Below are 25,819 nucleotides of genomic sequence, written 5' to 3'. Positions count from 1 at the left end.
CAGGTGCTGGCCGTTTTATCACTGCGCTTACCATTCAACATAACTCCTGCTTTTTATTCACAAAATTAACTTTTCAGCCAGAAAACCGTTGAGTTGCGGTTAATACGTTCCCTTCTACCATCACCCCGATTTGCAAACCCACACTCCATTCGTTCATAACAGCCAGAGATGCTGAACGTGCTTAAAAAAACAGGCAGGACATTATTATGGCTGGCCGCTGCTTTCCCGGTTGCCAGCCAGGCCGGTGAGTTAAACCTTTATTCAGTGAATACAGGTTCATTCGTCTACCACCTGACCGGCAATCATGGGCAGTACAATGAAAATTTTAATAACCGGTTTATTTCCGCAGAACGTAAATTTTCGGCAGACTCAAAATACAGTGCGCTGGTGGGAACGCTGAAAAACAGTTTTGACGATCGCTGTCTGTCGCTGGCGGTGCGCAGAGACTGGCAGGACTGGGGTAATGGCTGGGTGTTTAAAGGCATTTATGGCTATACCGGGGAATTCTTTTTTAAATCATTCAGCCACTGCGGCGATCGCGGTTCATATCAGGCTTTTAAAAAAGCGACCGGGGTCGGTTTCTCGCCTTACCTTTACAACGGTATGCAATACAATTTTACCCGTCAGGTTGGCGTTGAAGCCGGAATTATATTCCCAACGATATTTGCCATGAGCGTGCAGTGGAGTTTTCGCTGATCGATATAAAAAAAGCAGGTGCAGGAGGGTGACATTGATGACCAGGTCATCAGTCCCATCCTGCACCTGCCTGTGGCAGAAAATACAATTTTATGCTTTTGCCAGTTCCGTTTCCGGACGTTTCAGTACCGCATAAGCCAGGCCCGCTACTGCCGTTCCTGCAATAATCGCCATCAGGTAACCGACCACCGGCGTGATAGCGCCTGGGATAAGCAGCACAAACAGACCACCGTGCGGTGCCATCAGTTTAGCGCCAATCGCCATGGAGATTGCACCGGTCAACGCACCGCCGACAATACAGCACGGCAGAACACGCATCGGGTCGCGGGCCGCAAAAGGAATCGCACCTTCAGAGATAAAGCACAGTCCCAGTACCAACGCCGCTTTGCCGCCTTCCTGCTGACCTTTGTTGAATTTTTTACGCGCAACCAGGGTTGCCAGTCCCATCGCCAGCGGTGGCACCATGCCTGCCGCCATAATGGCTGCCATTGGCGCATAGGTTTGCGAACTCAGCAGGCCAACACCAAAAGCGTAAGCCACTTTATTCACCGGACCGCCCATATCGGTACACATCATGCCGCCAAGGATAGCACCCAGCAGAACCGCATTCGCTGTGCCCATATTAGCCAGCCAGTGAGTCAGCCCGGCCATGATTTTTGCCACTGGCGTACCAACAACGTAGATCATCAGTAGTCCGGTTATCAGACTGGCAAGCAGTGGGATAATCAGGATTGGCTTCAGCGCCTCCATACTCTGCGGCAGTTTGACCTTCGAGCTGATCAGTTTTGCAGCGTAACCGGCAATGAAACCGGCAATAATGCCACCGAGGAATCCGGCGTTAATACTGGTCGCGATCATCCCGCCAATCAGGCCAGGCGTCAGACCCGGACGGTCGGCAATTGAGAAGGCAATAAAGCCTGCCAGCACCGGCACCATCAGAGCAAAGGCACTGCCACCGCCAATCTGCATCAGCGCCGCCGCCAGCGTTCCCGGCTCTTTAAAAGCCGTGATACCAAAGGCGAAAGAGAGGGCAATGCTCAGACCACCCGCCACCACCATCGGCAGCATGTAGGATACGCCGGTCAGCAGATGACGATAGGCACCCGCTTTCTCTTTTTTCTCATCGCCCGCTGCGGCAGGCTGGCTGCCGCCTTTGGGCTGATAAGGTTTGGCTTCGGCAACGGCTTTATCCAGCTCCTGCGCGGTTTTCTTCAGCGCCAGGCTGGTTGAGGTGCGATACATCGGTTTTCCGGCAAATTTAGCCAGGTCTACTTCAATATCCGCCGCCACGATCACCAGATCGGCCGCAGCCACTTCTTCCGGAGTAATGGCATTGCCTGCGCCCACTGAGCCACGGGTTTCCACTTTAACCCACCAGCCACGTTTTTTTGCTTCGGTGTCAATGGCTTCTGCGGCCATAAAGGTGTGCGCGACGCCGGTAGGACAGGCGGTGACCGCCACAACACGCTTTGGCCCCGTGCCAGCGGCAGTTGCCGGGACGGCAGACGCCGAAGCGGAGGCAGCAGGAGCATGCCAGATTTTTGCGCCAGACTGCGCCTGCTCCAGTACGGCTTCCGGCTGACGCAGTAACTGCTCAATATCAGCCAGCCAGACGGCCTTGCCATCCAGCTTACCGTCAGCGGGGATCTGTTTCCCGGCAACGATAATCTGATCGGCTTCGGCCAGATTTTCCGTCAGCGTCAGCCCTTTACTGGCTGCCGTCGCGGTAATGATATTTTTTGCCAGATAGCCTGTTGCCAGCCCCAGCGAAGAATCAATTATCAGCAGCGTTTTCATTATGCTCTCCTGCTGTCAGTTAAAGGGTTGGAGGTCGACGCGCGCCATCATTGCGGCCAACTGGGTACGATCGGTAACACCTACGTTACTCTGGCTGACGGCCATCGCGGCCACAGCCGTTGCAAGACGCAGGGTGTGCTCGCTGGACTCGCGCATCAGCAGGCCATAAATCAACCCGCCAACCATCGAATCCCCGGCACCAACGGTGCTCACCACTTCACAAGCTGGTGGTCTGGCGATCCATTCACCTGAAGCGTTCACCCACAGCGCACCTTCTGCTCCCAGGGAGATCACCACATGAGCAATCCCCTGTTCGCGCAGCAAATGAGCGGCTTCAATCACATCCTGCAAAGTGGGAAGTTTACGACCGGCCCAGATTTCCAGCTCGCGGCGGTTAGGTTTTACCAGCCACGGCGCGGCTTTCAGACCGGCCACCAGCGCCTCACGGCTGCTGTCAAAAATGATGCACGGACAGTGCGTGCGCAGGGCGCTCATCCAGCGGGTGAAATCATCCGGATTTACGCCTTCCGGCAGGCTGCCGCTGACGCATACCATGTCAAACTGCCCCAGCCAGCTCAGCGAATCGGTACTGAAGCGTTCCCAGTCCTGCGCGGTGACGTTAAAACCAGAGAAGTTAAGATCGGTCACTTCACCATCTTTTTCCGTCAGTTTAACGTTGATGCGCGTCCGCCCTTCCACGACCTGAAAGCGGTTAGCAATGCCAAGATCGCTGAACAGATGTTGAAAACCGTCCTGATTCTCTTTGCCGAGAAAGCCACCCACCGTGACATCAATGCCCAGGTCCTTCAGCACTTTGGCAACGTTGATCCCCTTTCCGGCAGCATGCAGGCCGGTGGTTTTCACCAGGTTAACTTCGCCACGCTCAATTTCCGGGGTATAGCCGACCAGGTCATATGCCGGGTTCAGCGTGATGGTTGCGACGCGTCTGCTCATGCCGCCCCCTCACCCAGGCCTGCGGCAATCGCTTCCCCAATCGCGTCCAGCGCGGCACGGGCATCTTCACCACTGGCAGTGAAACGCAGGCGATGGCCTTTTTTCACCCCCAGGGCCACCACTTTCATCAGGCTGCGGCCATTGGCAGGTTTGCCGCTGCCATCAAGGTTAGTGACGGTAATTTCGGCATTAAACTGCTTGATCACGCTGACCAGTGCAGTGCCCGGACGGGCATGCAGACCATGCTCGTTACGGATGGTGAACTCTTCGCTCAGCACATCGGCCTGTTCGGAGACTTCGCTGGTCAGCAAAGCCAGAATCCCGGCGGCATCGGCGCTGAGCAGGCGGTCAGCCTGTTGTTTTAACAGTAAATCACTAAGATAGTTCAGCACGTTCATTGGCTGATCGTCAGTTACAGCAACGGTGACCAGCAGCGCGGCCTGCTCTCCTTCAACCTCAAAGGGCGTGGCGCTGCGGCTGATGGCCACCGCACTGGCAAGGTTGCCTTCGGTGCTGTCGCTCAGCCAGATGCCCTGCCCAAGGTTCAGCGGGCGATGGCTGACCACACGGCTGACAAAGCTGGCGTCGACTGCGCCCGCCTGCTGCAAACGCCCGGCATTCAGCGCCTGTAACGTGATCAGATCGCTGGCGGCGACCTCTGTGGCAATCAGCGAGGTGTCGAATTTAAATTCACTGCCCTGCTTTTCGCCCATCAGCAAACTGCGCAACGTCTCTGCCGAATCAGTGTTTTTCAACTGCTCAGCCACGCTGTCATCGCTCAGTACGTGGGTCAGCTGACGCAACAGCGCGTGATGCTCATCCGACTTCGCTGCGATCCCAATCACCACGTAAGCCGTCTGGTCATCACCCCAGTTGATTCCCTGCGGGAACTGAAACACCTGCACACCGGTATTCAACACCAGATCACGGGTGTCGGTGGTGCCGTGTGGGATGGCAATGCCGTTACCGAGATAAGTTGTCGTCTGCTGCTCACGAGCCAGCATACCGTTCACATACCCTTCACCGACGTTACCCGCCGCAGTCAATGCTGCGGCGACCTGGCGGATGGCCTCTTCTTTATCTCCGGCGCTGGCACCGGGATGAATTGCGGACAGTTCAAGTTGGAACATAGTTCTCCTCGCTGCTGAAATTGAATCGTTTCAGCTAATTTGAGAAAAAAAGCGCGACCTGTATTTCAACGGACTGAACAGATAACGCTGAAACGTTTCAAGGATTCTGGTCTGCTGGCAGGAATGTCGCAAGTTTTAACGTCATCGACGTAGCAGATTTTTGAAGCGACGCACATTTTATCCGCTAATTTCAGAAAATGGCGCTTTACTCAACACGCAGGTTGCTGACGACGTGCTGACAGCAATGACTTTTTCATCTCACGGGTCAGCAGGCGCTCATCAGCAACCGAGGAGTCATCACCTTATGGCATGGTCTCTCTTTCCAGCTCCAGTAGCCAGGTTAAGGCTTCCTGCCGGCTACCCCGACACATCTCCGGCTCTGGTCTGAGGCCCGCACATACCGCCGGTCGCAGAGGTGAGCCGAAAATTTTACAACGCTGCTGTTCATCCAGTTGGACGCAGCGGGTATTCGCCGGTTTTCCCTCAGGCATACCGGGAAGAGGCGTTGAAATTGAAGGTGCAATGCAGCACGCGCCACAGGCAGAACGACACTCCATTTTTACCTCCCGATTACTTTTGCGCGACAATAGCAGCCAGCAGAATGGAATACCATCACTCTCTCGCGCTCTTTTTTCCTGACCGGAACGATCATTTACGCGGTTCTGAGCAGCACAATCCTTGCCTGAAGCCATCAGCCAGAGTAAGTTGGCGCAATAATTTTACTGAGCCCATTGATTGAGACGTCAAAATGCCAAGAGCGAACGAAATAAAAAAAGGAATGGCGGTCAGCCACAACGGTAAGTTACTGTTAGTAAAAGATATTGATGTACAAAGCCCCAGTGCCCGTGGGGCCTCCACCCTGTATAAAATGCGTTTCACCGATATTCGCACCGGCCTGAAAGTTGAGGAGCGTTTTAAAGGTGACGACATTCTGGACACCATTTCACTGAGCCGTCGTCAGGTGACCTTCTCTTATATTGACGGTGACGAATATGTTTTTATGGACGACGAAGATTACACCCCCTACGTATTCAAAAAAGAGCAGATTGAAGAGGAGCTGCTGTTTATTCCGGAGGGCGGTATTCCCGGCATTCAGGTGCTGACGATGGAAGGCCAGATTTTGGCGCTGGAGCTGCCTCAGACGCTGGATATGGAAATTATTGAAACCACGCCGGGCATCAAAGGGGCATCCGCCAGCGCACGCACCAAGCCCGCCACCATGAGAACCGGCCTGGTTATTCAGGTGCCGGAATACCTCAGCAATGGTGATAAAATCCGCATCCATATTCCTGAGCGTCGTTACATGGGTCGCGCTGAATAATCTGCATTAAAAAACCGGTCTGTGCTGCTGCACGACCGGTTTTGTTATGTTATAACAATTACGCATCAATTGTAGCTGGCGGTCAGTATCCCCTGGGTGTGCTCGCTGTTCAGCCAACTCATCTCGCTTTGCCCAAAGCTGGCAGGAATGGCCTGTTCACCGGAAATGGCTGAGCGGGTGATCAGATTCTGACCATCACGATAGCAGGATGAACTGAGCTGATTGTGCTCAACCTGCACGTCGCAGGGGGGGTCGACAATAGCGCCTTCAAAGTGAATCACTCCGGAATTGCTTCCGGCTGCCAGTGTGTAGTTCGTCCATGAAGTAAAAAGAAAAGCAATCAACAGTTTTTTGCCATTCATAATGACCTCATCATTTAATTATCGCCTTATTAACGTAGTCGCAACTTTGGTATTTTGCGCTGTGAAGACAGTTTTAACCGGCCAGATTAATGATGATGCCATCAGCCACATCACTGAGGCGTTGAGGAAGAAGAAATGACCAGAGTCAATCTGATTACCGGTTTTCTGGGCAGTGGAAAAACCACCACGCTGCTCCACCTGCTGGCAGGCAAACCCGCAAATGAAAACTGGGCCGTGCTGGTAAACGAATTTGGTGAGGTGGGCATCGATGGTGCCCTGCTGGCCGGAAGCGGCGCGGTGTTAAAAGAGATTCCAGGCGGTTGTATGTGCTGCGTTAACGGGCTGCCGATGCAGGTGGGTCTGAACATGCTGTTAAAACAACACAATCCCGACCGGCTGTTGATTGAGCCAACCGGCCTCGGCCATCCGAAACAGATCCTTTCCATGCTGTCGGCTGAGGTATATCGCCCCTGGCTGACGCTTAACGCGTCGCTGTGCCTGCTGGACCCACGGCAACTCAGTGAGCAAAAAGTGGTGGAAAATGAAAATTTCCGCGATCAGCTCGCCGCTGCCGACATTATTGTGGCAAATAAAGAAGATCGCTGGGATGAACAAACCCGTCAGGCATTACAGCAATGGCAGGCACAGGATGCGTTTCACCGCCCGGTTGTCACCACCTCTTTTGGCAGAATTGACCCTGTTTTGCTGGACAGGCCGCGTGAAAATCAGCGTCCCCTGCCTGACGGGCATCATCATTCTGCACATCCCCCTTCACAGCTGGCTGCCCTGGCGCTTCAGCAGAACAGCCGCTGGCGTCGGTCGCTCAACCAGGGACAGGGCTATTATGCCTGCGGTTGGATATTCGATGACGAAACCATTTTCGATACCATCGGACTGCTTGAGTGGGTGAGACTCACACCAGTGGCACGGATCAAAGGCGTGATGCGCATTACCGAAGGCAGTGTAAGCCTCAATCGCCAGGGCAACGATTTCCGTATTGAAACCAGTCAGAGTGCGCCTCCGGACAGCCGTATCGAAATCATTCACCAGACAGAAGCAAACTGGAACGAACTCCAGACATCTTTGTTGAAGCTTCGTTTAAGTTCTCAGGTATAATGTGCACTGTTACTTTCCTGCCTTATCATTAGCCTGCAATGAATATAAAAAAATTAACCTGCATTCTGCTGCTGAACCTGCTGGGTCTGGCGCTGTTCTTTTCATGGTATCTGCCTGTCAATCATGGATGGTGGTCCGGCGCAGATAACAGCATTTTCTTTTGGTTTAACGACCGCCTGGTCACCAACAAAGCCCTGCTGTGGCTGGTGGCAATCACCAACTTCAGGCTTTTTGATGGCGTATCCCTGTTAGCAATGGGTGCGCTTTATTTTCATTTCTGGCGGCAGGAAACACCGCAGGGCCGTCGACGTATGTTTGCCATTGGCATTGCCATGCTGTTGAGCGCTTTACTGCTCAATCAACTGGGCCACCTGATTCCGGTATCACACCGCAGTCCTACAAAATTCTTTCCGCACGTAAATCACGTTGCGCAACTGACGGGGATTCCAACCAAGGATGCCTCTGCCGACAGTTTTCCCGGCGACCACGGTATGATGCTGATGATTTTTGCCTGTTTTATGCTGCGTTATTTCACCCGAAAGGCATTTTTAATTGCCGTCGTCATTGTGCTGGTGTTTGCCACGCCGCGAATTATGATTGGCGCTCACTGGTTTACTGATGTGGCAGTCGGTTCTCTTTCTGTCGTGTTGGTGGGAATGAGCTGGTGGTTAATTACCCCAGCCAGTGATTATTTAGTGAACGGTTTATATCGCCATTTACCTGGGAAATATAAGCCGGCTAAGTAATATCCCGGGCAGTAAATTGCAAAATAACCGGTGAATACCCTGTTCAATGCGGTTTACTGCTATCCTTAGCCTGGTAAGCAAATATTCTATAAAAGATTTTATTATGGTTGACTGACAGCAAAAACCATTTAGCTGAAACGACATATCGATATTTTAATCTGTAAAAAATAAAAAAAACCAATTTTCACCCTGTTATGGCCTTTTATGGCTAAAGTTTCTGCGCAATATACCGATACCGTTGCCACGCTGTGACCTTGTTGTTTCACATTGTGAAAACCTATAAAAAAGTCGCTAAAACCCCTCGCCATGCGGGCTGTAGTCGGGTAACCTCGTTTGCAATCAGGTAAAATCAGCAGACATTTTTCTGAAGATGAAAAATAAATTGTGCTCACAAACACATTTTAACTATTCAGGAATTGTCTTACCCACCTGTGATATTTACTCTCATTTCGTTTCGCAATTTAGCTAGCGACTTTGTCGTTAAGGACTTCAAGGGATCACATTCATAATGGTCAAGTCTCAACCGATTCTGAGATATATTTGGCGGGTGATACCCGCAGTTGCTCTGGCAACGTTGCTTTCAGCTTGTAGCTCGACGAATACCGGCAATAATGCACAAACTGATACTCATGCAGTTAAAGACAAGAATGGTTTTTTACTGCAAGCGTCTCAGGATGAATTCGAACAGTTGGTGCAGAATGTGGATATTAAATCCCGTCTGATGGAACAGTATTCCGACTGGAAAGGCGTTCGTTATCGCCTTGGCGGTACCAGCAAACGCGGCATTGATTGCTCAGCATTTGTGCAGACCACATTTCGTGAGCAGTTTGGTCTGGATCTTCCCCGCTCTACCTATGAACAGGAAGACAGCGGAAAGAGTATTCAGCGAGCCAAACTCCGTCCGGGAGACCTTGTCTTATTCTGGGCAGGTTCAACGGGACGTCATGTTGGGATCTATCTGGGTAATGACAATTTCGTTCATGCCTCCACCAGCAATGGTGTGATGATTTCTAACCTGAATGAAGCCTACTGGAAAAATCGTTATCGCGATGCGCGCCGGGTACTAAGCCGCTCGCAAAGCTGATTGCCCTTCCCTGGGTCTGCGAAACGAAATGAGAGTAAACGCTGCCACGGCAGCGTTTTTTTTGCCTGCTACCTCAAGCTTTGCCATTTGCCATAATCGTTCGTTAATCACCTCATTTCACCGTATCCCCGGTAAACAGCTGATTTAGCGCATTGCCACAGCCATCATCCTGCTGTTACGCTTGTGCCCGCCTCGGGTTTTGTTTCTGGAGTTGAATAACACAATGATCTTGCGCTGGTTTGCTTTGATAGCCTTCAGTCTTACCGCACCAGCCGTGCTGGCTGAAAAAATCAATGAAAGTTACGCCTTTGCCCAGCTTGGCGAACCGAAATATGCCACAGACTTCAGCCATTATGATTATGTTAATCCGGCGGCCCCCAAAGGAGGTAGCGTCACCCTCTCAGCCCTCGGCACCTATGACAACTTCAATCGTTTCGCTTCGCGAGGCAATCCGGCCGCTGGCTCTGATACCCTTTACGACACACTTTTCGTCAGCCCTGATGATGAAGCAGGCAGCTATTATCCCCTGATTGCCGAATTTGCGCGTTATCCCGATAATTACCGCTGGGTTGAGGTCACACTGAAACCTCAGGCGCGTTTTCAGGATGGCACGCCAATAATCGCCGATGATGTCGCCTTCACCTTTAATAAGTTTATGAACGAAGGCGTACCGCAGTTTCGGGTGGTATTTAAAGGCACCACCGCCAAAGCCATTTCCCGGCTTACCGTACGTTTTGAACTTCCGGAGAGCGACCGCGATAAGATGCTGTCGCTGCTGAGCCTGCCGGTGTTCCCGGAAAAATTCTGGAAAGACCATAAACTGAGCGAGCCGCTGCCAACGCCTCCACTCTCCAGCGGGCCTTACCGGATCACCAGCTATAAAGTCGGTCAATCCGTCACCTATTCACGCGTGCCGGATTACTGGGCGGCAGACCTGCCGGTGAACCGGGGACTGCATAACTTCGATACGCTGCGCTATGACTACTATCTGGATGACAATGTCGCTTTTGAAGCGTTCAAGGCGGGTGCGTTTGATTTTCGCAATGAAGGCTCGGCTAAAAAATGGGCGACTCAGTATCAGGGAAAGAACTTCAGCCAGCATTTTATCGTGAAAGATGAGCAGCCAAACCGGGTTGCAACCGCGACTAACTGGCTGGCGTTTAACGTGCCAAAGCCTTTGTTCAGTGACAGACGGGTTCGTGAGGCCATTTCACTGGTATTTGACTTTGAGTGGATGAATAAAGCCCTGTTTTATGGCTCTTATCAACGCACCAACAGTTATTTCCAGAATACGGAATATGCTGCCCGACATTATCCTGATGCCAAAGAGCTTGAAATTCTGGCACCGTTTAAAGGCAAAATCCCGGATGAGGTATTTTCAAAGATTTTTCAACCCTCCCACACAGACGGCAGTGGCTATAACCGTAGTAACCTTCTGAAAGCACTGGATTTACTGAAGCAGGCGGGCTGGCAGCTGAAAAATCAACGCCTGGTCAATGTCAATACCGGGGCCAGCTTCAGTTTCGAGTTACTGACGCGAAACGACGGTAACGATCAGTGGATATTACCGTTCCAGCACAACCTTGCGAGAATCGGCATCAAACTGAATATTCGTCAGGTTGACAGCTCGCAGTATCTGGCGCGCCTGCGCAAGGGCGACTTCGATATGCTGGCATCGCCCTATCCGGCGATGCCGTTCCCGGACAGTGGATTACAGATTTACTGGGCCAGCGCCTATATCAATTCCAGCTATAACCGCCCGCATGTTTCTAACCCGGTGGTGGATAACCTGATTAAGCAAATTAATCAGCATCAGGGTGACAAAGCTGCGCTGCTGCCGCTCGGGCGCGCACTGGATCGGGTTCTGCTGTGGAATTATTACATGATCCCAATGTGGTACAACGCCAGCGACCGCTATGCCTGGTGGAACAAATTCTCAATGCCAGAAACACGTCCGACCTGGTCACTGGGTTTCGACAGCTGGTGGTACGATGTCAACAAAGCCGCACAGTTGCCGGCCCAACGTCGATAAGGAGCAGAGTTTGGGCAATTACCTGCTACGCAGACTGTTACTGATTATTCCCACGCTGTGGGCAATTATCACCATCAACTTTTTTATTGTACAAATCGCCCCTGGCGGTCCGGTCGATCAGGCACTGGCGAAAATCGAATTCGGCCAGACCACCGGTATGCCGGGTTCAGCGGGCGCGCCAAAGGTTCAGGGACGCAATGCCATGAACCCCGGAGACAGCCAGTATCGTGGCTCACGCGGTCTGGATCCGGAAGTGGTGGCTGAGATCACCAAACGCTATGGCTTTGATAAGCCGCTTTACCAACGCTATTTCACCATGCTGTGGAACTATGTGCGTTTTGATTTTGGAGACAGCCTGTTTCGCAGCAGTTCGGTTATTCAACTAATCAAAAACAGTCTGCCGGTTTCCATTACTCTTGGTCTGTGGAGTACGCTGATTATCTATCTGGTGTCGATTCCACTGGGTATAAAAAAAGCCGTACGTAATGGCAGCGCTTTTGATGTCTGGAGCAGCACCCTTATCATTGTCGGTTACGCCATACCGTCATTTTTGTTTGCCACGCTGTTGATTGTGTTGTTTGCCGGTGGTAGTTACCTCGACTGGTTTCCGCTGCGCGGCCTGGTGTCAGCCCAGTTTGATGCCCTGCCGTGGTACAGCAAAATCACTGACTATTTATGGCATATCACCCTCCCCGTTGCCGCTACGGTGATCGGCGGTTTTGCCACACTGACGATGCTGACGAAAAATTCATTCCTCGATGAAATTCGCAAACAGTATGTGGTCACCGCCCGCGCCAAAGGTCTGGACGAAAAAAAAATCCTCTATCGCCATGTGTTCCGCAACGCCATGCTGTTGGTTATTGCCGGTTTCCCGGCCACCTTTATCAGTATGTTCTTCACCGGTTCTCTGTTGATTGAAGTGATGTTTTCGCTGAACGGGCTGGGCCTGCTGGGCTACGATGCAACCATCCAGCGTGATTATCCGGTGATGTTTGGCACTTTATATATTTTCACGCTGATTGGCCTGCTGCTGAACATCCTCAGCGATATCACCTACACGCTGGTCGATCCGCGCATTGATTTTGAGGCACGCTGATGAGTCGATTAAGCCCTGTTAATCAGGCCCGCTGGGCGCGATTCCGCCAGAACCGTCGGGGCTACTGGTCACTGTGGATTTTTGTCGTCATATTTATTCTGTGCCTCGGTTCAGAACTGCTGGCGAATGATAAACCCCTGCTGGTGCGTTATCAGGGACATACTTTTTTGCCGCTGCTGGTGAATTACAGCGAGACCGACTTCGGCGGTCCACTGGCCAGCGCGGCCGATTACCAGGACCCGTGGTTAAAATCACGCATCGATCGACAGGGCTGGGCAATTTGGGCGCCCATTCGCTTTGGTGATGGCAGCATCAACTTTGCTTCCACCGTGCCCTTCCCTGCTCCGCCCTCTGTACATAACTGGTTGGGAACCGATGCTAACGGCGGGGATGTGCTGGCAAGATTACTGTATGGCACGCGAATTTCGCTGCTGTTCGGAATGATGCTGACGCTGATTTCCAGCATCATTGGCGTGGTGGTGGGGGCCTGCCAGGGCTATTACGGTGGCCGTATTGATCTTTGGGGTCAGCGGTTTATTGAAGTCTGGTCCGGGATGCCAACGCTGTTTCTGATTATCCTGCTCTCCAGCGTCATCCAGCCGGGATTCTGGTGGCTGCTGGCTATCACCGTGCTGTTCGGCTGGATGCAACTGGTCGGCGTGGTGAGGGCCGAATTTCTGCGTACCCGCAACTTTGACTATATTCGCGCCGCACAGGCCCTGGGGGTCAGCGACCGCAAGATCATCTCACGGCATATGCTGCCCAATGCGATGGTTGCCACCCTGGCCTATCTGCCGTTTATTCTCTGTGGCTCAATCACCACCCTGACCTCGCTCGACTTCCTGGGATTCGGTCTGCCAATCGGCTCGCCGTCATTAGGTGAGTTGTTATTGCAGGGTAAAAATAATCTTCAGGCTCCCTGGCTGGGGATAACGGCATTCCTGACGCTGGCGATCCTGCTGTCGCTGTTAATTTTTATCGGTGAGGCGGTTCGGGACGCCTTCGATCCCAGTAAGGTGCATTGAAATGTCGTTACTGAGTATTAAAGATTTAAGCATCGCCTTCCGTCAGGGAGAGCTGACCCGCACGGTGGTTGATAACCTTTCTCTCTCCGTTGCTACCGGTGAAACACTGGCGCTGGTCGGCGAATCAGGCTCGGGAAAAAGCGTTACCGCCTTGTCGGTGATGCGCCTGCTGCCTTCCCCGCCCGTTATCTATCCACAGGGCGAAATCCTCTTCGCCGAACAGGATGTGCTGAAGGCGGATAAGCAGACGCTGCGGGGACTGCGCGGCAACCGCATGGCGATGATTTTTCAGGAGCCAATGGTTTCGTTAAATCCCCTGCACAGCATTGAAAAACAGTTATATGAAGTGCTGTCCCTGCATCGGGGAATGCGTAAAGAAGCAGCCCGGGCTGAAATGCTCAGCTGTCTTGACCGGGTGGGAATACGTCAGGCCAGCAAACGACTGAATGCCTTTCCTCATCAGCTTTCCGGTGGTGAGCGTCAGCGCGTAATGATTGCCATGGCGCTGCTGACCCAGCCTGAACTGCTGATTGCAGACGAACCGACGACCGCCCTGGATGTGACGGTGCAGGCCCAGATCCTGATTTTGCTGAAAGAGCTGAAGCAGGAGATGAATATGGGATTGCTGTTTATCACGCACAACCTGAATATTGTGCGTCGGCTGGCGGATAACGTCACCGTTATGCGCAATGGTCAGGCAGTGGAAAGCAACAGCCGGGAGCAACTGTTCAGTGCTCCGCAACACGCTTACACCCGTGCACTGTTGGATGCCGAGCCTGAAGGCCGCCCTGAGTCTGCGGATAATCAGGCTCCTCCTTTGCTCCGCGTGGATCAACTGACGGTCTCTTTTCCGATCAGACAGGGTCTGATGCGGCGTACAACCGGCTACCACCACGCGCTGAAATCACTCAGCTTCCAGCTGCGTCCGGGGGAAAGCCTGGGGCTGGTAGGTGAATCAGGATCGGGGAAAAGCACCACCGGGATGGCTTTGTTACGGCTGATTCCTTCACAGGGAGAGATCTGGTTTGCCGGGGTGCCGCTACATCACTGCGATCGCCGCAGGATGTTGCCGTTACGACGTCAGATGCAGGTGGTATTTCAGGATCCCAACTCGTCAATGAATCCCCGGCTGACGGTATTGCAGATTATCGCAGAGGGTTTACTGGTCCATCATCCTGAACTGACCGCCGCCCAACGTGAGGCGAAGGTGATCGCGGTGATGCAGGAAGTGGGGTTGGACCCGGAAACCCGCCATCGCTATCCGACAGAGTTTTCAGGTGGTCAACGCCAGCGTGTGGCTATCGCCAGAGCCGTGATCCTGCAACCCCAGCTGATTATTCTTGATGAACCCACCTCTTCCCTTGATCGCTCGGTACAAAAACAAATTTTGTCCCTGCTGAAAAAACTTCAGCACGATCACCGGCTGGCCTATATTTTTATCAGTCATGATTTGCAGGTTGTACGTTCGCTTTGCCATCAGGTGGCCGTACTGAGGCAGGGAGAAGTGATTGAACAGGGCGAATGCGGGCACATTTTCAACTCGCCCGGGCAGGCTTATACACAACAATTATTGACTCTGGAATAAATAACGCTCTGCCTGATAAGGGTTCAGGCAGAGGCATGTCTGAAGGGTTCAGCGATGCCAACACCAAAGTTTTTTAAACGGCAGGTGGCAGCGCATTCATGATGCCGGGCAACAAACAGACAGGGTTCACCCTCCCATTCCACCACAGAACAATCAAGCTGGATTTCCAACAGAGCATCCTTGATCATCTGCATCACTTCCCACGCCTGAGCGCCCTGATGGCTGAGCAGAGTCAGGCCAACCAAATCGTCGTCAGTGGCAAGATTGTTATATAACAGCGGCTCTACCCTGCCTCCCACGGCTCCGCCGCCCCAGCGATAGGATTGTGGCAAACGGTGTACCACTGAATGTTGTAATGTATTCATCCACACTCCCCTAGGCCGCGCCGGGATTTCAGGCAGACAGGCTGGCTTCAGATCATATGGTCAGACAGATGCCGCAGCATTCAGCATTCGCTTCAGCACTGATTTTTGAGAGCTGACTCTCGTTTTAACATTATATTTACCGCGTTAGCAACGTGATAACAATCATTTTGTTGCACAAAGGTATATTTCTGCAATGTTACTTTCACATTATAGCAACATTTAAAATAATGACAGATTGAGCAGCGACACTTTTGTCGCCGCTCAATCAGCAGGCTACCGTGGGGAGCCTTGATGTGGCCTGCTGGCATAGATGAATAAGATTACGGAGAACGAGGCACAGACGAAGATAGAGCCGACCATCGGCCATGCGCTGCTGAACGTCAGGGTGGAGAGCAATGCCCCTGTCAGCGCCCCCACCCCAAAGCGCAGGGTTCCCGCCAGCGACGATGCCGTGCCCGCCATATGCGGAAATTCCTCAAGGATCACTGCCATCGCGTTTGAGGAAACCATCGAAACACAGCCAATATACATCGCCACGCCAAAGACCAGTGGCAGAAACCCCAGATTCAGCATACTCACCACGACCAGCCATACCGCCATGGTCAACTGCAACAGCAGACCAAAACAGGACATCGCAACCGGACCAAAACGGCGCACCGATCGGCTGTTGATCAGGGTCATCAGGAACAGAAACACCACGTTGAGCGCAAAATAGTAACCAAAGTTCTGTGGTGAGATGTGGTTCAGCTCAATGTAGACAAAAGGCCCGGCATTAAGAAAAGAGAACATACCGGCAAAAGAGAAGCCGCTGGCCAGCATATAACTGAACACGCGCTTGTGGCGAACCAGCGAAAGGAAATTAATGAGAGTGACGCGCAGTTGAAATTTCTGGCGTCTGTCCACCGGTAACGTCTCTTTGATCTGTGTTACCACCATCACCGTGGTCACCAGCGCGGCGACAGAGATGCTCCAGAAAATAGCATGCCAGCTCGACAGCAACAGCAGCCAGCCACCAACAATCGGTGCCAGCAGCGGCGCGATAGTCGTCACCAGCATCACAAAAGACATCATGCGCGAAAACTCTTCCTTCGAGTAACAATCGCGCATCAGAGCACTGATCACCACGCTACCGGCTGCGGCTGACAGGCCATGTAACAGGCGCATAAAAATCAACTGATCGATGGTCTGCGCCATTGCACAAGCCGCCGCCGCCACGGCAAAAACTAATGTACCGACGGTGATCACCGGCTTACGTCCAAAGCTGTCAGCCAGCGGGCCATAGACCAGCTGACCAAGCGCAAAACCCAGAATATAGATGTTAAGCGTCATCTGTACGCTACCCGCCGGTACGCCAAACTCCCTGGCAATCTGCGGCAATGCAGGCAGGTACATATCAATCGACAACGGCATTAACATCGCCAGCAAACCAAGAATAACCACCAGGCCCAGCGATGAGTTCGTTTCCTTACGCACTTTTTCACCCTTCATTTGTTTTTCGCTTTACCCGTCACGACACCGACGCTGGCGATCTCTTCCTCACTCAGCGCACGATACTCAACAGGTTGCAGTTCCGGATCCAGCTCAATCGCCCCGATGCGCTCCCGGTGCAAAGCCACGACATGATTACCAACGGCAGCAAACATCCGTTTGACCTGATGATAACGGCCTTCGCTGATGGTCAGGCGCACCTGACGGTCGCTGACCCTCTCCAGCATGGCCGGTCTGGTCAGTTCTTTCTCATTATGAAGTTGTACGCCGGCAGCAAATTTTTCTGCCGTATCATCGGCAACCGGTGATTCCAGGGTAACCAGATAGGTCTTTTCACAATGATGACGTGGGGAGGTGATACGGTGCGACCACTGACCATCATCGGTCATCAGTACCAGTCCGGTGGTATCAATATCCAGCCTGCCTGCCGCATGAAGTTTGTATGCGGCGGCTTCTGCAAGAAAATAGAGCACGGTCGGATGGTCGGGATCATCAGTTGAACAGACATAGCCCTGTGGCTTATTCAACATAAAGTAGCGCGGTCCCAGTTGCAGTTGTAACAAGGTGCCGTCATATTCCACCTGGTTTTCCGGGCTTAGCCTGAAGGCGCTGTCCCTGACGACTTCGCCATCTACGGTGATTTTCCGGGCGCGTATTTCACGCCCTGCAATCGCCCGACTGATTTCCAGTTGCTGAGATAAAAATTTATCAAGTCGCATTAAATCTGTACTGCCTGTTTGAATGAAAACGAAACTGGCGTCCCTTGTCAGGGTACGGATGAAGAAAGGGCGGGTTGGTGATGATATAAAACCTGCAATTTCGGCCGCCAGTATATCGGGAGTTCGCTTCGAGGCCCAGAGTTGGGCACGCATCATCGTTGCTTTCGTGACATAATGCGGCTTTGTTCGCGGAACTTCTGAAAATTAATGTCGTTTACACTGCGCCCTTATCAGCAGGAAGCGGTTGATGCCACTCTCAGCCATTTCCGCCGCTCCAGCCATCCGGCGGTGATTGTTCTGCCCACCGGGGCCGGGAAAAGTCTGGTGATTGCAGAGCTGGCGAGACTGGCGCGTGGGCGCGTGTTAGTGCTGGCCCATGTCAAAGAGCTGGTCGCACAGAATCACAGCAAGTATGAGTCTTATGGCCTGAAAGCCGATATTTTTGCCGCCGGATTACAGCGCCGCGACAGTCACAGCAAAGTGGTGTTTGGCAGCGTACAGTCCGTGGCACGCAACCTGTCACTGTTTGACAGCGAGTTTACGTTACTGATTGTCGATGAATGCCACCGCATCAGCGATGCTGATGACAGTCAGTATCAGCAAATTATCAGCCACCTTCGCCTGCGTAATACGAAATTGCGCCTGCTCGGTCTGACCGCCACCCCTTTTCGTCTTGGCAAGGGCTGGATTTATCAGTTTCACTATCACGGTATGGTCCGGGGCGATGAGCGCGCCCTCTTTCGCGACTGTATATATGAACTGCCGCTGCGTTACATGATTAAACATGGATTTCTGGTGCCACCAGAGAGACTTGATATGCCGGTAGTGCAGTACGATTTCAGTCGTCTGACTGCGAAAGAAAATGGTCTGTTCAGCGAGGCAGATCTTAACCGTGAACTGCACCAGCAACAGCGTATCACGCCGCATATTATCCGACAGATTGTTGAGTTTGCTCAGGACCGCCACGGGGTGATGATTTTTGCCGCCACTGTTGAACACGCAGCAGAAGTGGCGCGTCTGCTGCCCGATGATAATGCATTAATTACCGCAGCTACCCCGGCCAGTGAGCGCGATGCACTGATTACCGCGTTTAAATCCCGTCAGCTACGCTATCTGGTCAACGTGGCCGTGCTGACCACCGGTTTTGATGCGCCGCATGTTGATCTGATTGCCATTCTGCGCCCCACCGAGTCGGTGAGCCTTTATCAGCAAATCGTCGGCCGCGGATTGCGGCTTTGTCCTGGTAAGCACGACTGCCTGATTCTGGATTACGCCGGCAACCCGCATGATATCTTTACCCCGGAAGTCGGCACGCCAAAAGGTACAAGTGATAACCAGCCGGTGCAGGTATTTTGCCCGGCCTGCGGCTTTGCCAACACGTTCTGGGGCAGAACCACCAAAGACGGCACGATAATTGAACACTTTGGCCGTCGCTGTCAGGGGATACTGGAAGATGATGAAGGTGAACGCCAGCAATGCGATTTCCGCTTCCGCTTTAAAAGCTGTCCACACTGTCACGCTGAAAACGATATTGCCGCCCGCCGTTGCCACCAGTGCGAAGTGGTACTGGTTGACCCGGATGACATGCTGAAAGCCGCGCTGAAACTAAAGGATGCGCTGGTTTTACGCTGTGCAGCAATGGTTCTTGAATGCGGCGTTGATGAGAAAGGCGAGTGGCTGAAGGCACGTTATTATGACGAGGATGCAACGGAAGTCAGTGAGCGATTTCGCCTGAATACCCCCGCTCAGCGCAAAGCCTTTGAGCATATTTTCCTGCGTCCACATCAGCGTGCGCCGGGCCTGGCGATGAGCTGGAAAAATGCGGCGGATCTTGTTGCCCTGCTGCCCCTGTTGCGCCATCCCGACTTTGTCGTCGCCCGAAAACAGCGTCACTACTGGCAGATCCGTGAAAAAGTCTTCGACTATCAGGGACGCTATCGCCGTGCCAACGAACTTTTCTGACATCGACTGGCAGACAGAAACACCGACATAGCCGTTGCCCGTTTCCCGGAGTAAGGCTATAATGCGCCCCGCTTTTGCAACCGCAGAAGCTGAACCACTAACCTGTTGCTGGGTTGCCTGTGACAGGATACTTACTTAAAGAGACTGAACAATGTTCACTATCAATGCAGAAGAACGTAAAGAGCAGGGTAAGGGTGCGAGCCGCCGCCTGCGTACAGCTAATAAATTCCCGGCCATCATTTATGGCGGTAAAGATGCAGCTGTTGCCATCGAACTGGACCACGACTCGGTGATGAACATGCAGGCCAAGCCTGAGTTCTACAGCGAAGTCCTGACTCTGGTTGTCAATGGTAAAGAGACTAAAGTAAAAGTGCAGGCTGTACAGCGTCATCCGTTCAAGCCAAAACTGCACCATATCGACTTCGTTCGCGCTTAACAGCCCGTCCGGAACATAAAAAACGCCGCGTTATGCGGCGTTTTTTTTGCGCTCAGCCACCACTGCTGCGGCGCTGTAGCTGATCCCGCAGGTTAGGGGGTGTGCCTTTAATTGTCAGCGTATCGGTTGCTGCATCCCAGAAAATGCGCTCACCCAACAGCATAGCGTCAAAATTGAGGGTAAGACCGCCGCCGCTGCCGGCAAATTTAGTCAGCTGGCGTAATGTGCCCCGGTCAGCCGGGAAACGTTCTTCCAGTTCGTAGCCCTGCTCCTGTGTGAAAGTCTGGAAGGTTTTCTCTCCCAGTGGGGCCAGCTCCCCCGACAACTCTTCCAGTTCGATCTCTTCACCTGCCTGTAATTGTTCATTACAGTAGCTGTAAACCTGTTGTCGATAGTTCAGACGTTCGTTTTTATCCAGACTGGCCTGATCGCAGTAATCATCGACGGCCTGCAATAATCCACGGTTTTGCGCTTTGGTATCCAGCCCGACGCTGGCCCCGAGAAAGTCCATGAAAAAATCAGCCACTTTTCGGCCTACCCGTCCACGTAAAAAGGTCAGATAGCGGGTGGATTCCGGATTCGTTTCCCACTCGGTCAGATCGATACGGGCAACGATATCGGCATGATGGAGGTCGAGATAATGGGTGCTGCTGATATCAAGCTCTTCGTTGACGCGCATACTGCTCTGGCTGTTGAGCACCGCAACCAGCAGGTATTCCACCGCCAGATAACGATAATGACCGAACAGCACAATACCGCCATCAGCGAACGGATATTTGGCAAGTTCATCACGTAGCCGTCCGGTAGCCGCCCGACTGAACGCCAGAAAATCATCCTGACCTTTCCGGCAATTGCGCAATGCTTCAGCCAGCTCGCTGTCTTCATTGAACAGGCCATATGCCTTACTTTTGGCACTGTAGACGCGGTGCAGCTCTTCCATCATTGCCGTTACCGGGCCGTTCGCAGGTAACAATGACTCGCGCAGTACCAGCTCCAGCGTCTGTTCATCGCGCTTGATCATCTGATGCAGGGCAATCTGGTCGATATCCAGACTCATGGTAAACTCTCCTTAATGTGACTCAGGCGCGTATTCAATCATTCGCCGTCACAGCAATCAACCGACAACAACATTAACCAATGTCTTGCGATAAAAGTGCAGAAAAAATTGCACATCTACGGTAGGATAACGCCCTTTAATACTCAGCAAATTCGACTGCTATGCCACAACAATCCCGATACAGCGATCAGCGCGTGGAAAAACTTCTCGCGGACATGGTCAATATTCTTGAAAAAGATAAAGCGCCAACCGATCTTTCCCTGATGGTTCTTGGAAATATGGTTACCAATTTAATTAACACCAGCGTATCCCCCGCTCAGAGACGTACGCTGGCACGTTCATTTGCTGATGCCCTGCAAGCTTCAGTAAGTGAAGATGAAGCCCATTAACGTAATAATTTTGAATCGGTTATGGTAACAAATCAGCAGCGCTACCGTGAAAAAGTATCTCAGATGATTGGCTGGGGGCATTGGTTCGCCCTCTTTAACATTCTTTTTGCCTTCATTTTGGGTAGCCGCTATCTGTTTGTTTCCGACTGGCCCGCCTCGCTGGCGGGGCGAATCTATGCTTTCACCAGCTGGATTGGGCATTTCAGTTTTATTGTTTTCGCGGCCTATTTACTGATCATTTTTCCGCTCACCTTTGTGGTGATGTCCCAGCGATTGCTGCGTTTTTTGTCAGCGATAGTTGCTACCGCCGGCCTGACGCTCATCCTTGTTGACAGTGCCGTTTTTAACCGTTTCCACCTGCATCTTAACCCGGTGGTGTGGGAACTGGTTATCAACCCCGATCAGAGTGAGCAGGCCCGCGACTGGCAACTGATGTTCATCAGCGTTCCGGCCATTTTTCTGGTAGAAATGTTGTTTGCTACCTGGAGCTGGCAAAAGTTACGAAGTCTGAACCGTCGCCGTTTCGGTAAACCGTTGGCCGTGCTGTTTATTGTGGCGTTTTGTACCAGCCATGTGATGTATATCTGGGCCGATGCAAACTTTTACCGCCCAATTACCATGCAACGCTCTAATCTGCCGCTCTCCTACCCGATGACTGCACGCCGCTTCCTTGAAAAACATGGTTTGCTGGATGAGCAGGAGTATCAACGCAGGCTGGTTGAACAGGGTGATCCTGAAGCGCTATCTGTCGCTTATCCGCTTAATAACATTACCTTTCGCGATGGTGGAACCCGCAGTAATTTGCTGGTAGTAACGGTGGAAGGCCTCAACGCAGCAACGCTGCCGAAATACCTGCCGGGGCTGGCGCAATTTGCCAGTCAGAATGTCAGTTTTATGCAGCATTACAGCGCAGGCAGTACGCCTGACAGCGGTTTGTTTGGCCTGTTTTATGGTATCTCCCCCGCTTATATGGATGGTGTGCTGTCGGCCAGGATGCCTTCTGCATTAATGGATGCGTTAAGCAGGCAGGGATATCAGTTCGGGCTTTTCGCTTCTGATGGGTTTGCGTCGCCACTTTACCGCCAGGCGCTTCTTGCTGACTACTCATTACCGCCATCCAGAAGTCAGTCTGATGAGCAAACTGTCGCCCAGTGGCAAAGCTGGCTTGAAGGACAAAAAAACAGTAAATCGCCGTGGTTCTCCTATCTTTCCCTCTCAGGGAAAAATGAATCTGACAACACGCCAGAAAAGTATCTCCGCCATTATCAGCGGAATATGGTTGATGTGGATAAGCAGATTCAGAGCGTGCTTGCCAGCCTGCAAAACAAGGGATTACTGGATAACACGGTAGTGGTCATTACCGCACAACACGGTACGGCACTGGACAGCAACACCAGCATGGGAAATCGTGCGAATCTCCGTGTGCCGCTGGTGGTCCACTGGCCTGGAACCCCTGCACAGCAGATTAATAAGCTGAGCGACCACCTGGATGTTATGGCTACCCTGATGCAACGCCTGCTCCATGTAAGCAATCCGGGCTATGACTATTCACAGGGAGAGGATTTGTTTGCCGCTCGTCGTCGCAATGACTGGGTTGCCAGTAGCAACAATCGTCAGCTGGTTATCACCACTCCTGAGGTCACGCTGGTGCTGGACAATAATGGTAATTACACCGCTTGGGACAGCGAAGGCCATCGTCTGAAAGATCATAAGCCACAGTTAGCGCTGCTGTTACAGGTGCTGACGGAAGAAAAGCGTTTTATCGCGAACTAAGATAAAACATAGAGGAATTGCTTAATTTCATAGCAGTCAACATGTTAGGTGCTTGCAATCATCACGGATTTCAGTAGTATTAGCAGCCTGTGTCGGCACGTAGCGCAGCCTGGTAGCGCACTGTCATGGGGTGTCAGGGGTCGGAGGTTCAAATCCTCTCGTGCCGACCAAATACATATTCTGTTAGTACCGCTTACTGATGGAAACCCCACTTAGAACCGCATCCTCATTGAGTTTGCGGTTTTTTGTTGCCTGACGTTATCGGGATTGACCGTTTACAGAAGGAAATTTTAGCCAGATGCTGAGTTGTATCCTCTCCAACAATAGAATAATCAGATGGAGAAGCTGCTGCTGGCAATAAGTTATGATGTTTACTGGCAAGGCTCGCAACGAAAATTCGCCAGCTTTGCTATCAGAACTCACGGGATAGCGCCAAATACCCGTTGAAACGTACTGAGCATTCATCGTTATTCAGTAAGCTGGATGCGATAAATACATCACGTTGGCCTTTAGCATTAATAAAGGTGTATTTCGCGGTGATGATCTTTACTCCATTGGTGTAGTAACTCTCGAAAAAATCTTCTTTCCTGAGCATGGTCCCGGTCTGGGAAGCAACATCAGTTGCAGCCATTTGCTCTGCAAACACTTCCGAAACCGGAGTGATCTCCAGCACATCTACAGTAGCGTGTTTATCTTGCAATAACGCGGCATCAATATGTTGATCGCGCACAACGGCATTGGTGAGGTCGATATACATAGACGCCCCCACTTTTGCGCAGCCTGCATCAACATTGTCACCAGACCACGCCAGCACAGGAACGGCAGTGAGTAAAAGTAACCATATTTTGTTCATGACGCTACTCCACCTCTAACGAGTGATCTCCACTTGCTGCTATTGCTTTTCGTCCGGTCAAATCAACAATGATACAGCCATCAGAAGCTTCGCCTGGATGTGCAGAACTGTCGCCGTGGATCATGAAACCATCACGACCACACATATGGTTATGTGGTTGACGGTATTAACCTCATAGTCCATGCACGAGTTTTATGGTGATAAAAAGGCGGGCCGATAGTGTAACTTCCGCGCGGAATCGGACCTTTTCCTCTTACACATTCTTTGCGCTATCGTTTTTATAACCCGGTCTTCCTGAATATTTTGCTGAAAACTGAAAGGTTCCATTGAGATAAAAACTTTTAGAGCTGACTTTATAAACCCATCCCATTAAGCAACGCTCCTTTCATTCCATGAGTCAGAGTGAATAATATTTCCGTCGATATAATGCCAGGTGATTTTTTCGTAACTGAGATAGAGTGCCTCAAGATGATTATGTTTATTAAAAGCCGGATTTTTTATATCCAGCATGATTGGTTCCATTTCGTTAACGCGAACATTTTCCAATGTGGTCCGAAAATACTCGATTTCCCGGCCGCTGTCGTTGATTCTGTAGAATTTTAATTCGGCTTTCTGGTAACGTTTGCCAGCAGTGACACCCTGATACAAATAGGGGGATGAACTGTCTGTTTCTTTGACTATCGCGTAATCACCATGAACATGTTTAGCAGTGATCTTACCGGTGCGGTCATCTGTCGGTAGCTCTACTGCGTGCATTAGTTCGACAACTTCTATGCTTCCTTCTCGCCCGTTTATATCGACCGGGCCTTTTACCTGGTTTCCTGCGTCATCGGTGAGCCATAGATAAACTGGTATAGCTATGCTGAAATTCCATTTCAATCAATAAATGTGTTGAATTTACACCTGAAAAAATCCGGTGATTTGATTAATGTCAATTTAATCCTGTCTTTGAGAAGGATTGAAATTACAGTACGGGACAAAACTGAGTTTGTAAAATGACTACCTGATGATTGTATGGTTATTGCTCTGACTCTCTACACGCTGAGGGACTATATGGATACCGTAGAGCAACTCGATGAAACCTACTTTTACGCCCTCAGGACTAATCTCACTGCTTCTGAACTTCTCTTTATGATTTTTTGTGAGAGGACTGTTGAACAGTTTGGTTTGGGTGTGGCTGATTTTGGCGCTGTCGCAGCCATCGTTTCAGGAAGAAACACACTTCCCACAAGAGGAAAATGTGCAGATGCAACTAAAGGGACATCTCGTACTTCCCGAGCCGCGAGAGCCGTATTCAAAAAAGCTAAATTTCCATTTGGAATATCACTACCTACATGGCCTGGGAGACACACACCATAGACAGCAAGAAAGGTAATGGTTCACAATATAGCTCCATTCTTTGGAATGGTCTGTTCCCCTGCTGAGTATAATAATCCTTGCTGCTGATGTTTCAGAAATTATTTACCGGACAATTCGTGACTACAATATGATAGCGCGAGCTAAGGACAGATTATGCCAGATGACATGGCTTTACTGATACCCAGACTTTTTACGCTGATGTATATCAACAGACATAAATATACTCCTGTAATAACATCAGGGCTTTCTGGTGCGGAATGTCATTCTTTTATCAGGAAACTCCCTGACATCCGGCTCATGGATTTCAGATATCAGTTTCTATCAAAAAAACGTTAATTTCTTAACACGCATTAATTACGATGTTATTAAGAATGAAAAAAATCGTGAAAAATGAAGTGTCTCTTTCGCCGCCTGGCAGCAATAATGACTATTTTCTGAAAATAAAAATATATTTATAGCGTTTAACGGCGGTTT

24 protein-coding genes, 1 tRNA gene and 1 pseudogene are annotated in these 25,819 nt (G+C 51.3%); 15 read left to right on the top strand and 11 right to left on the bottom strand.

Annotation, left to right across the window (positions count from 1 at the left end):
• Positions 1–210 precede the first annotated feature (210 nt).
• Positions 211–696 carry a hypothetical protein gene (locus AC3RPL_RS06165; protein WP_490740643.1) on the top strand — a complete coding sequence of 162 codons (486 nt, stop codon included), beginning with the start codon at positions 211–213 and terminating at the stop codon, positions 694–696.
• A gap of 90 nt (positions 697–786) precedes the next feature.
• Here the strand turns inward: AC3RPL_RS06165 and fruA are convergent, their stop codons facing one another.
• The 4 genes from fruA to AC3RPL_RS06145 form a co-directional block, all read right to left on the bottom strand.
• On the bottom strand, positions 787–2,493 hold the full coding sequence (fruA, locus tag AC3RPL_RS06160; RefSeq protein WP_261640165.1) for a PTS fructose transporter subunit IIBC: 1,707 nt from the start codon (positions 2,491–2,493) through the stop codon (positions 787–789).
• Between the two features lie 15 nt (positions 2,494–2,508).
• A complete protein-coding gene (gene fruK / locus AC3RPL_RS06155; RefSeq protein ID WP_034937946.1) occupies positions 2,509–3,447 on the bottom strand; it encodes a 1-phosphofructokinase in 939 nt (312 codons plus the stop codon).
• Positions 3,444–4,577, bottom strand: a complete 1,134-nt coding sequence (gene fruB, locus AC3RPL_RS06150) for a fused PTS fructose transporter subunit IIA/HPr protein (RefSeq protein ID WP_490739319.1) — start codon at positions 4,575–4,577, stop codon at positions 3,444–3,446. The genes fruK and fruB overlap by 4 nt, the downstream gene beginning before the upstream one ends.
• Before the next feature lie 302 nt (positions 4,578–4,879).
• Positions 4,880–5,134, bottom strand: coding sequence for a YkgJ family cysteine cluster protein (locus tag AC3RPL_RS06145; RefSeq protein ID WP_261640163.1), 255 nt, complete (start codon positions 5,132–5,134; stop codon positions 4,880–4,882).
• A gap of 191 nt (positions 5,135–5,325) precedes the next feature.
• Here AC3RPL_RS06145 and yeiP point away from each other — a divergent pair, with 191 nt between their 5' ends.
• The gene (yeiP, locus tag AC3RPL_RS06140; protein WP_490739318.1) at positions 5,326–5,898 is read left to right on the top strand and encodes an elongation factor P-like protein YeiP; all 573 of its coding nucleotides are present in this window, start codon (positions 5,326–5,328) and stop codon (positions 5,896–5,898) included.
• 65 nt (positions 5,899–5,963) lie between these two features.
• Here yeiP and AC3RPL_RS06135 read toward each other — a convergent pair whose 3' ends face one another.
• Entirely contained in the window at positions 5,964–6,260 is a 297-nt protein-coding gene (locus AC3RPL_RS06135; protein WP_490739317.1) for a YmdA family protein, read from the bottom strand.
• Positions 6,261–6,395: 135 nt separating this feature from the next.
• Between AC3RPL_RS06135 and AC3RPL_RS06130 the strand changes: the two genes are divergently transcribed.
• The 7 genes from AC3RPL_RS06130 to yejF all read left to right on the top strand — a co-directional run bounded on the left by AC3RPL_RS06130 (position 6,396) and on the right by yejF (position 14,944).
• Positions 6,396–7,376 carry a CobW family GTP-binding protein gene (locus tag AC3RPL_RS06130; RefSeq protein WP_490739316.1) on the top strand — a complete coding sequence of 327 codons (981 nt, stop codon included), beginning with the start codon at positions 6,396–6,398 and terminating at the stop codon, positions 7,374–7,376.
• Between the two features lie 38 nt (positions 7,377–7,414).
• Positions 7,415–8,122, top strand: coding sequence for a phosphatase PAP2 family protein (locus AC3RPL_RS06125; protein WP_490739315.1), 708 nt, complete (start codon positions 7,415–7,417; stop codon positions 8,120–8,122).
• A 508-nt stretch (positions 8,123–8,630) separates the two neighbouring features.
• Positions 8,631–9,206 (top strand): bifunctional murein DD-endopeptidase/murein LD-carboxypeptidase, encoded by a 576-nt coding sequence (mepS, locus tag AC3RPL_RS06120; RefSeq protein ID WP_490739314.1) that lies wholly within the window; start codon positions 8,631–8,633, stop codon positions 9,204–9,206.
• Between the two features lie 223 nt (positions 9,207–9,429).
• Complete coding sequence (locus AC3RPL_RS06115) at positions 9,430–11,238, top strand: extracellular solute-binding protein (protein ID WP_490739313.1); 1,809 nt, start codon at positions 9,430–9,432, stop codon at positions 11,236–11,238.
• 10 nt (positions 11,239–11,248) lie between these two features.
• Positions 11,249–12,334: a microcin C ABC transporter permease YejB gene (locus AC3RPL_RS06110; RefSeq protein ID WP_490739312.1), complete on the top strand. Its 1,086-nt coding sequence runs from the start codon at positions 11,249–11,251 to the stop codon at positions 12,332–12,334.
• Positions 12,334–13,359: a microcin C ABC transporter permease gene (locus AC3RPL_RS06105; RefSeq protein WP_490739311.1), complete on the top strand. Its 1,026-nt coding sequence runs from the start codon at positions 12,334–12,336 to the stop codon at positions 13,357–13,359. Before AC3RPL_RS06110 ends, AC3RPL_RS06105 begins: the two co-directional genes overlap by 1 nt.
• Before the next feature lies 1 nt (position 13,360).
• Positions 13,361–14,944 (top strand): microcin C ABC transporter ATP-binding protein YejF, encoded by a 1,584-nt coding sequence (gene yejF / locus AC3RPL_RS06100; RefSeq protein ID WP_490739310.1) that lies wholly within the window; start codon positions 13,361–13,363, stop codon positions 14,942–14,944.
• A 23-nt stretch (positions 14,945–14,967) separates the two neighbouring features.
• On the opposite strand, the gene AC3RPL_RS06095 is transcribed toward yejF, so the two are convergent.
• The 3 genes from AC3RPL_RS06095 to rsuA all read right to left on the bottom strand — a co-directional run bounded on the left by AC3RPL_RS06095 (position 14,968) and on the right by rsuA (position 17,516).
• Positions 14,968–15,309: a YejG family protein gene (locus AC3RPL_RS06095; protein WP_367167775.1), complete on the bottom strand. Its 342-nt coding sequence runs from the start codon at positions 15,307–15,309 to the stop codon at positions 14,968–14,970.
• Positions 15,310–15,582: 273 nt separating this feature from the next.
• Positions 15,583–16,782, bottom strand: a complete 1,200-nt coding sequence (locus tag AC3RPL_RS06090) for a Bcr/CflA family multidrug efflux MFS transporter (RefSeq protein ID WP_490739309.1) — start codon at positions 16,780–16,782, stop codon at positions 15,583–15,585.
• A gap of 11 nt (positions 16,783–16,793) precedes the next feature.
• Entirely contained in the window at positions 16,794–17,516 is a 723-nt protein-coding gene (gene rsuA, locus AC3RPL_RS06085; RefSeq protein ID WP_490739308.1) for a 16S rRNA pseudouridine(516) synthase RsuA, read from the bottom strand.
• Positions 17,517–17,723: 207 nt separating this feature from the next.
• Between rsuA and radD the strand changes: the two genes are divergently transcribed.
• Together radD and rplY are read left to right on the top strand one after the other, a co-directional pair.
• The gene (gene radD, locus AC3RPL_RS06080) at positions 17,724–19,478 is read left to right on the top strand and encodes a DNA repair helicase RadD (RefSeq protein ID WP_490739307.1); all 1,755 of its coding nucleotides are present in this window, start codon (positions 17,724–17,726) and stop codon (positions 19,476–19,478) included.
• A gap of 151 nt (positions 19,479–19,629) precedes the next feature.
• Positions 19,630–19,914 (top strand): 50S ribosomal protein L25, encoded by a 285-nt coding sequence (gene rplY, locus AC3RPL_RS06075; protein ID WP_034937970.1) that lies wholly within the window; start codon positions 19,630–19,632, stop codon positions 19,912–19,914.
• Positions 19,915–19,966: 52 nt separating this feature from the next.
• Here rplY and yejK read toward each other — a convergent pair whose 3' ends face one another.
• Positions 19,967–20,971: a nucleoid-associated protein YejK gene (gene yejK / locus AC3RPL_RS06070; RefSeq protein WP_490739306.1), complete on the bottom strand. Its 1,005-nt coding sequence runs from the start codon at positions 20,969–20,971 to the stop codon at positions 19,967–19,969.
• Between the two features lie 161 nt (positions 20,972–21,132).
• On the opposite strand from yejK, the gene AC3RPL_RS06065 reads away from it, so the two are divergent.
• From AC3RPL_RS06065 to AC3RPL_RS06055, 3 genes are all read left to right on the top strand, one after another.
• On the top strand, positions 21,133–21,360 hold the full coding sequence (locus tag AC3RPL_RS06065; protein ID WP_034937973.1) for a YejL family protein: 228 nt from the start codon (positions 21,133–21,135) through the stop codon (positions 21,358–21,360).
• Between the two features lie 21 nt (positions 21,361–21,381).
• A complete protein-coding gene (gene yejM / locus AC3RPL_RS06060; protein WP_490739305.1) occupies positions 21,382–23,133 on the top strand; it encodes an LPS biosynthesis-modulating metalloenzyme YejM in 1,752 nt (583 codons plus the stop codon).
• 93 nt (positions 23,134–23,226) lie between these two features.
• Positions 23,227–23,303: transfer RNA gene (locus AC3RPL_RS06055), tRNA-Pro, on the top strand.
• 242 nt (positions 23,304–23,545) lie between these two features.
• Here the strand turns inward: AC3RPL_RS06055 and AC3RPL_RS06050 are convergent.
• On the bottom strand, positions 23,546–23,986 hold the full coding sequence (locus AC3RPL_RS06050; protein WP_490739304.1) for a Shiga toxin A subunit: 441 nt from the start codon (positions 23,984–23,986) through the stop codon (positions 23,546–23,548).
• 369 nt (positions 23,987–24,355) lie between these two features.
• Positions 24,356–24,847, bottom strand: coding sequence for a type VI secretion system tube protein TssD (gene tssD / locus AC3RPL_RS06045; RefSeq protein WP_490740642.1), 492 nt, complete (start codon positions 24,845–24,847; stop codon positions 24,356–24,358).
• A 192-nt stretch (positions 24,848–25,039) separates the two neighbouring features.
• On the opposite strand from tssD, the pseudogene AC3RPL_RS06040 reads away from it, so the two are divergent.
• Positions 25,040–25,523 (top strand): annotated as a pseudogene (locus tag AC3RPL_RS06040) (STM2901 family protein).
• Positions 25,524–25,819: the final 296 nt, after the last annotated feature.

Source organism: Erwinia papayae (genome assembly GCF_058241465.1).
The sequence above is the reverse complement of the archived record's forward strand: the minus strand, read 5'-3'. Positions and strand labels throughout refer to the sequence as shown.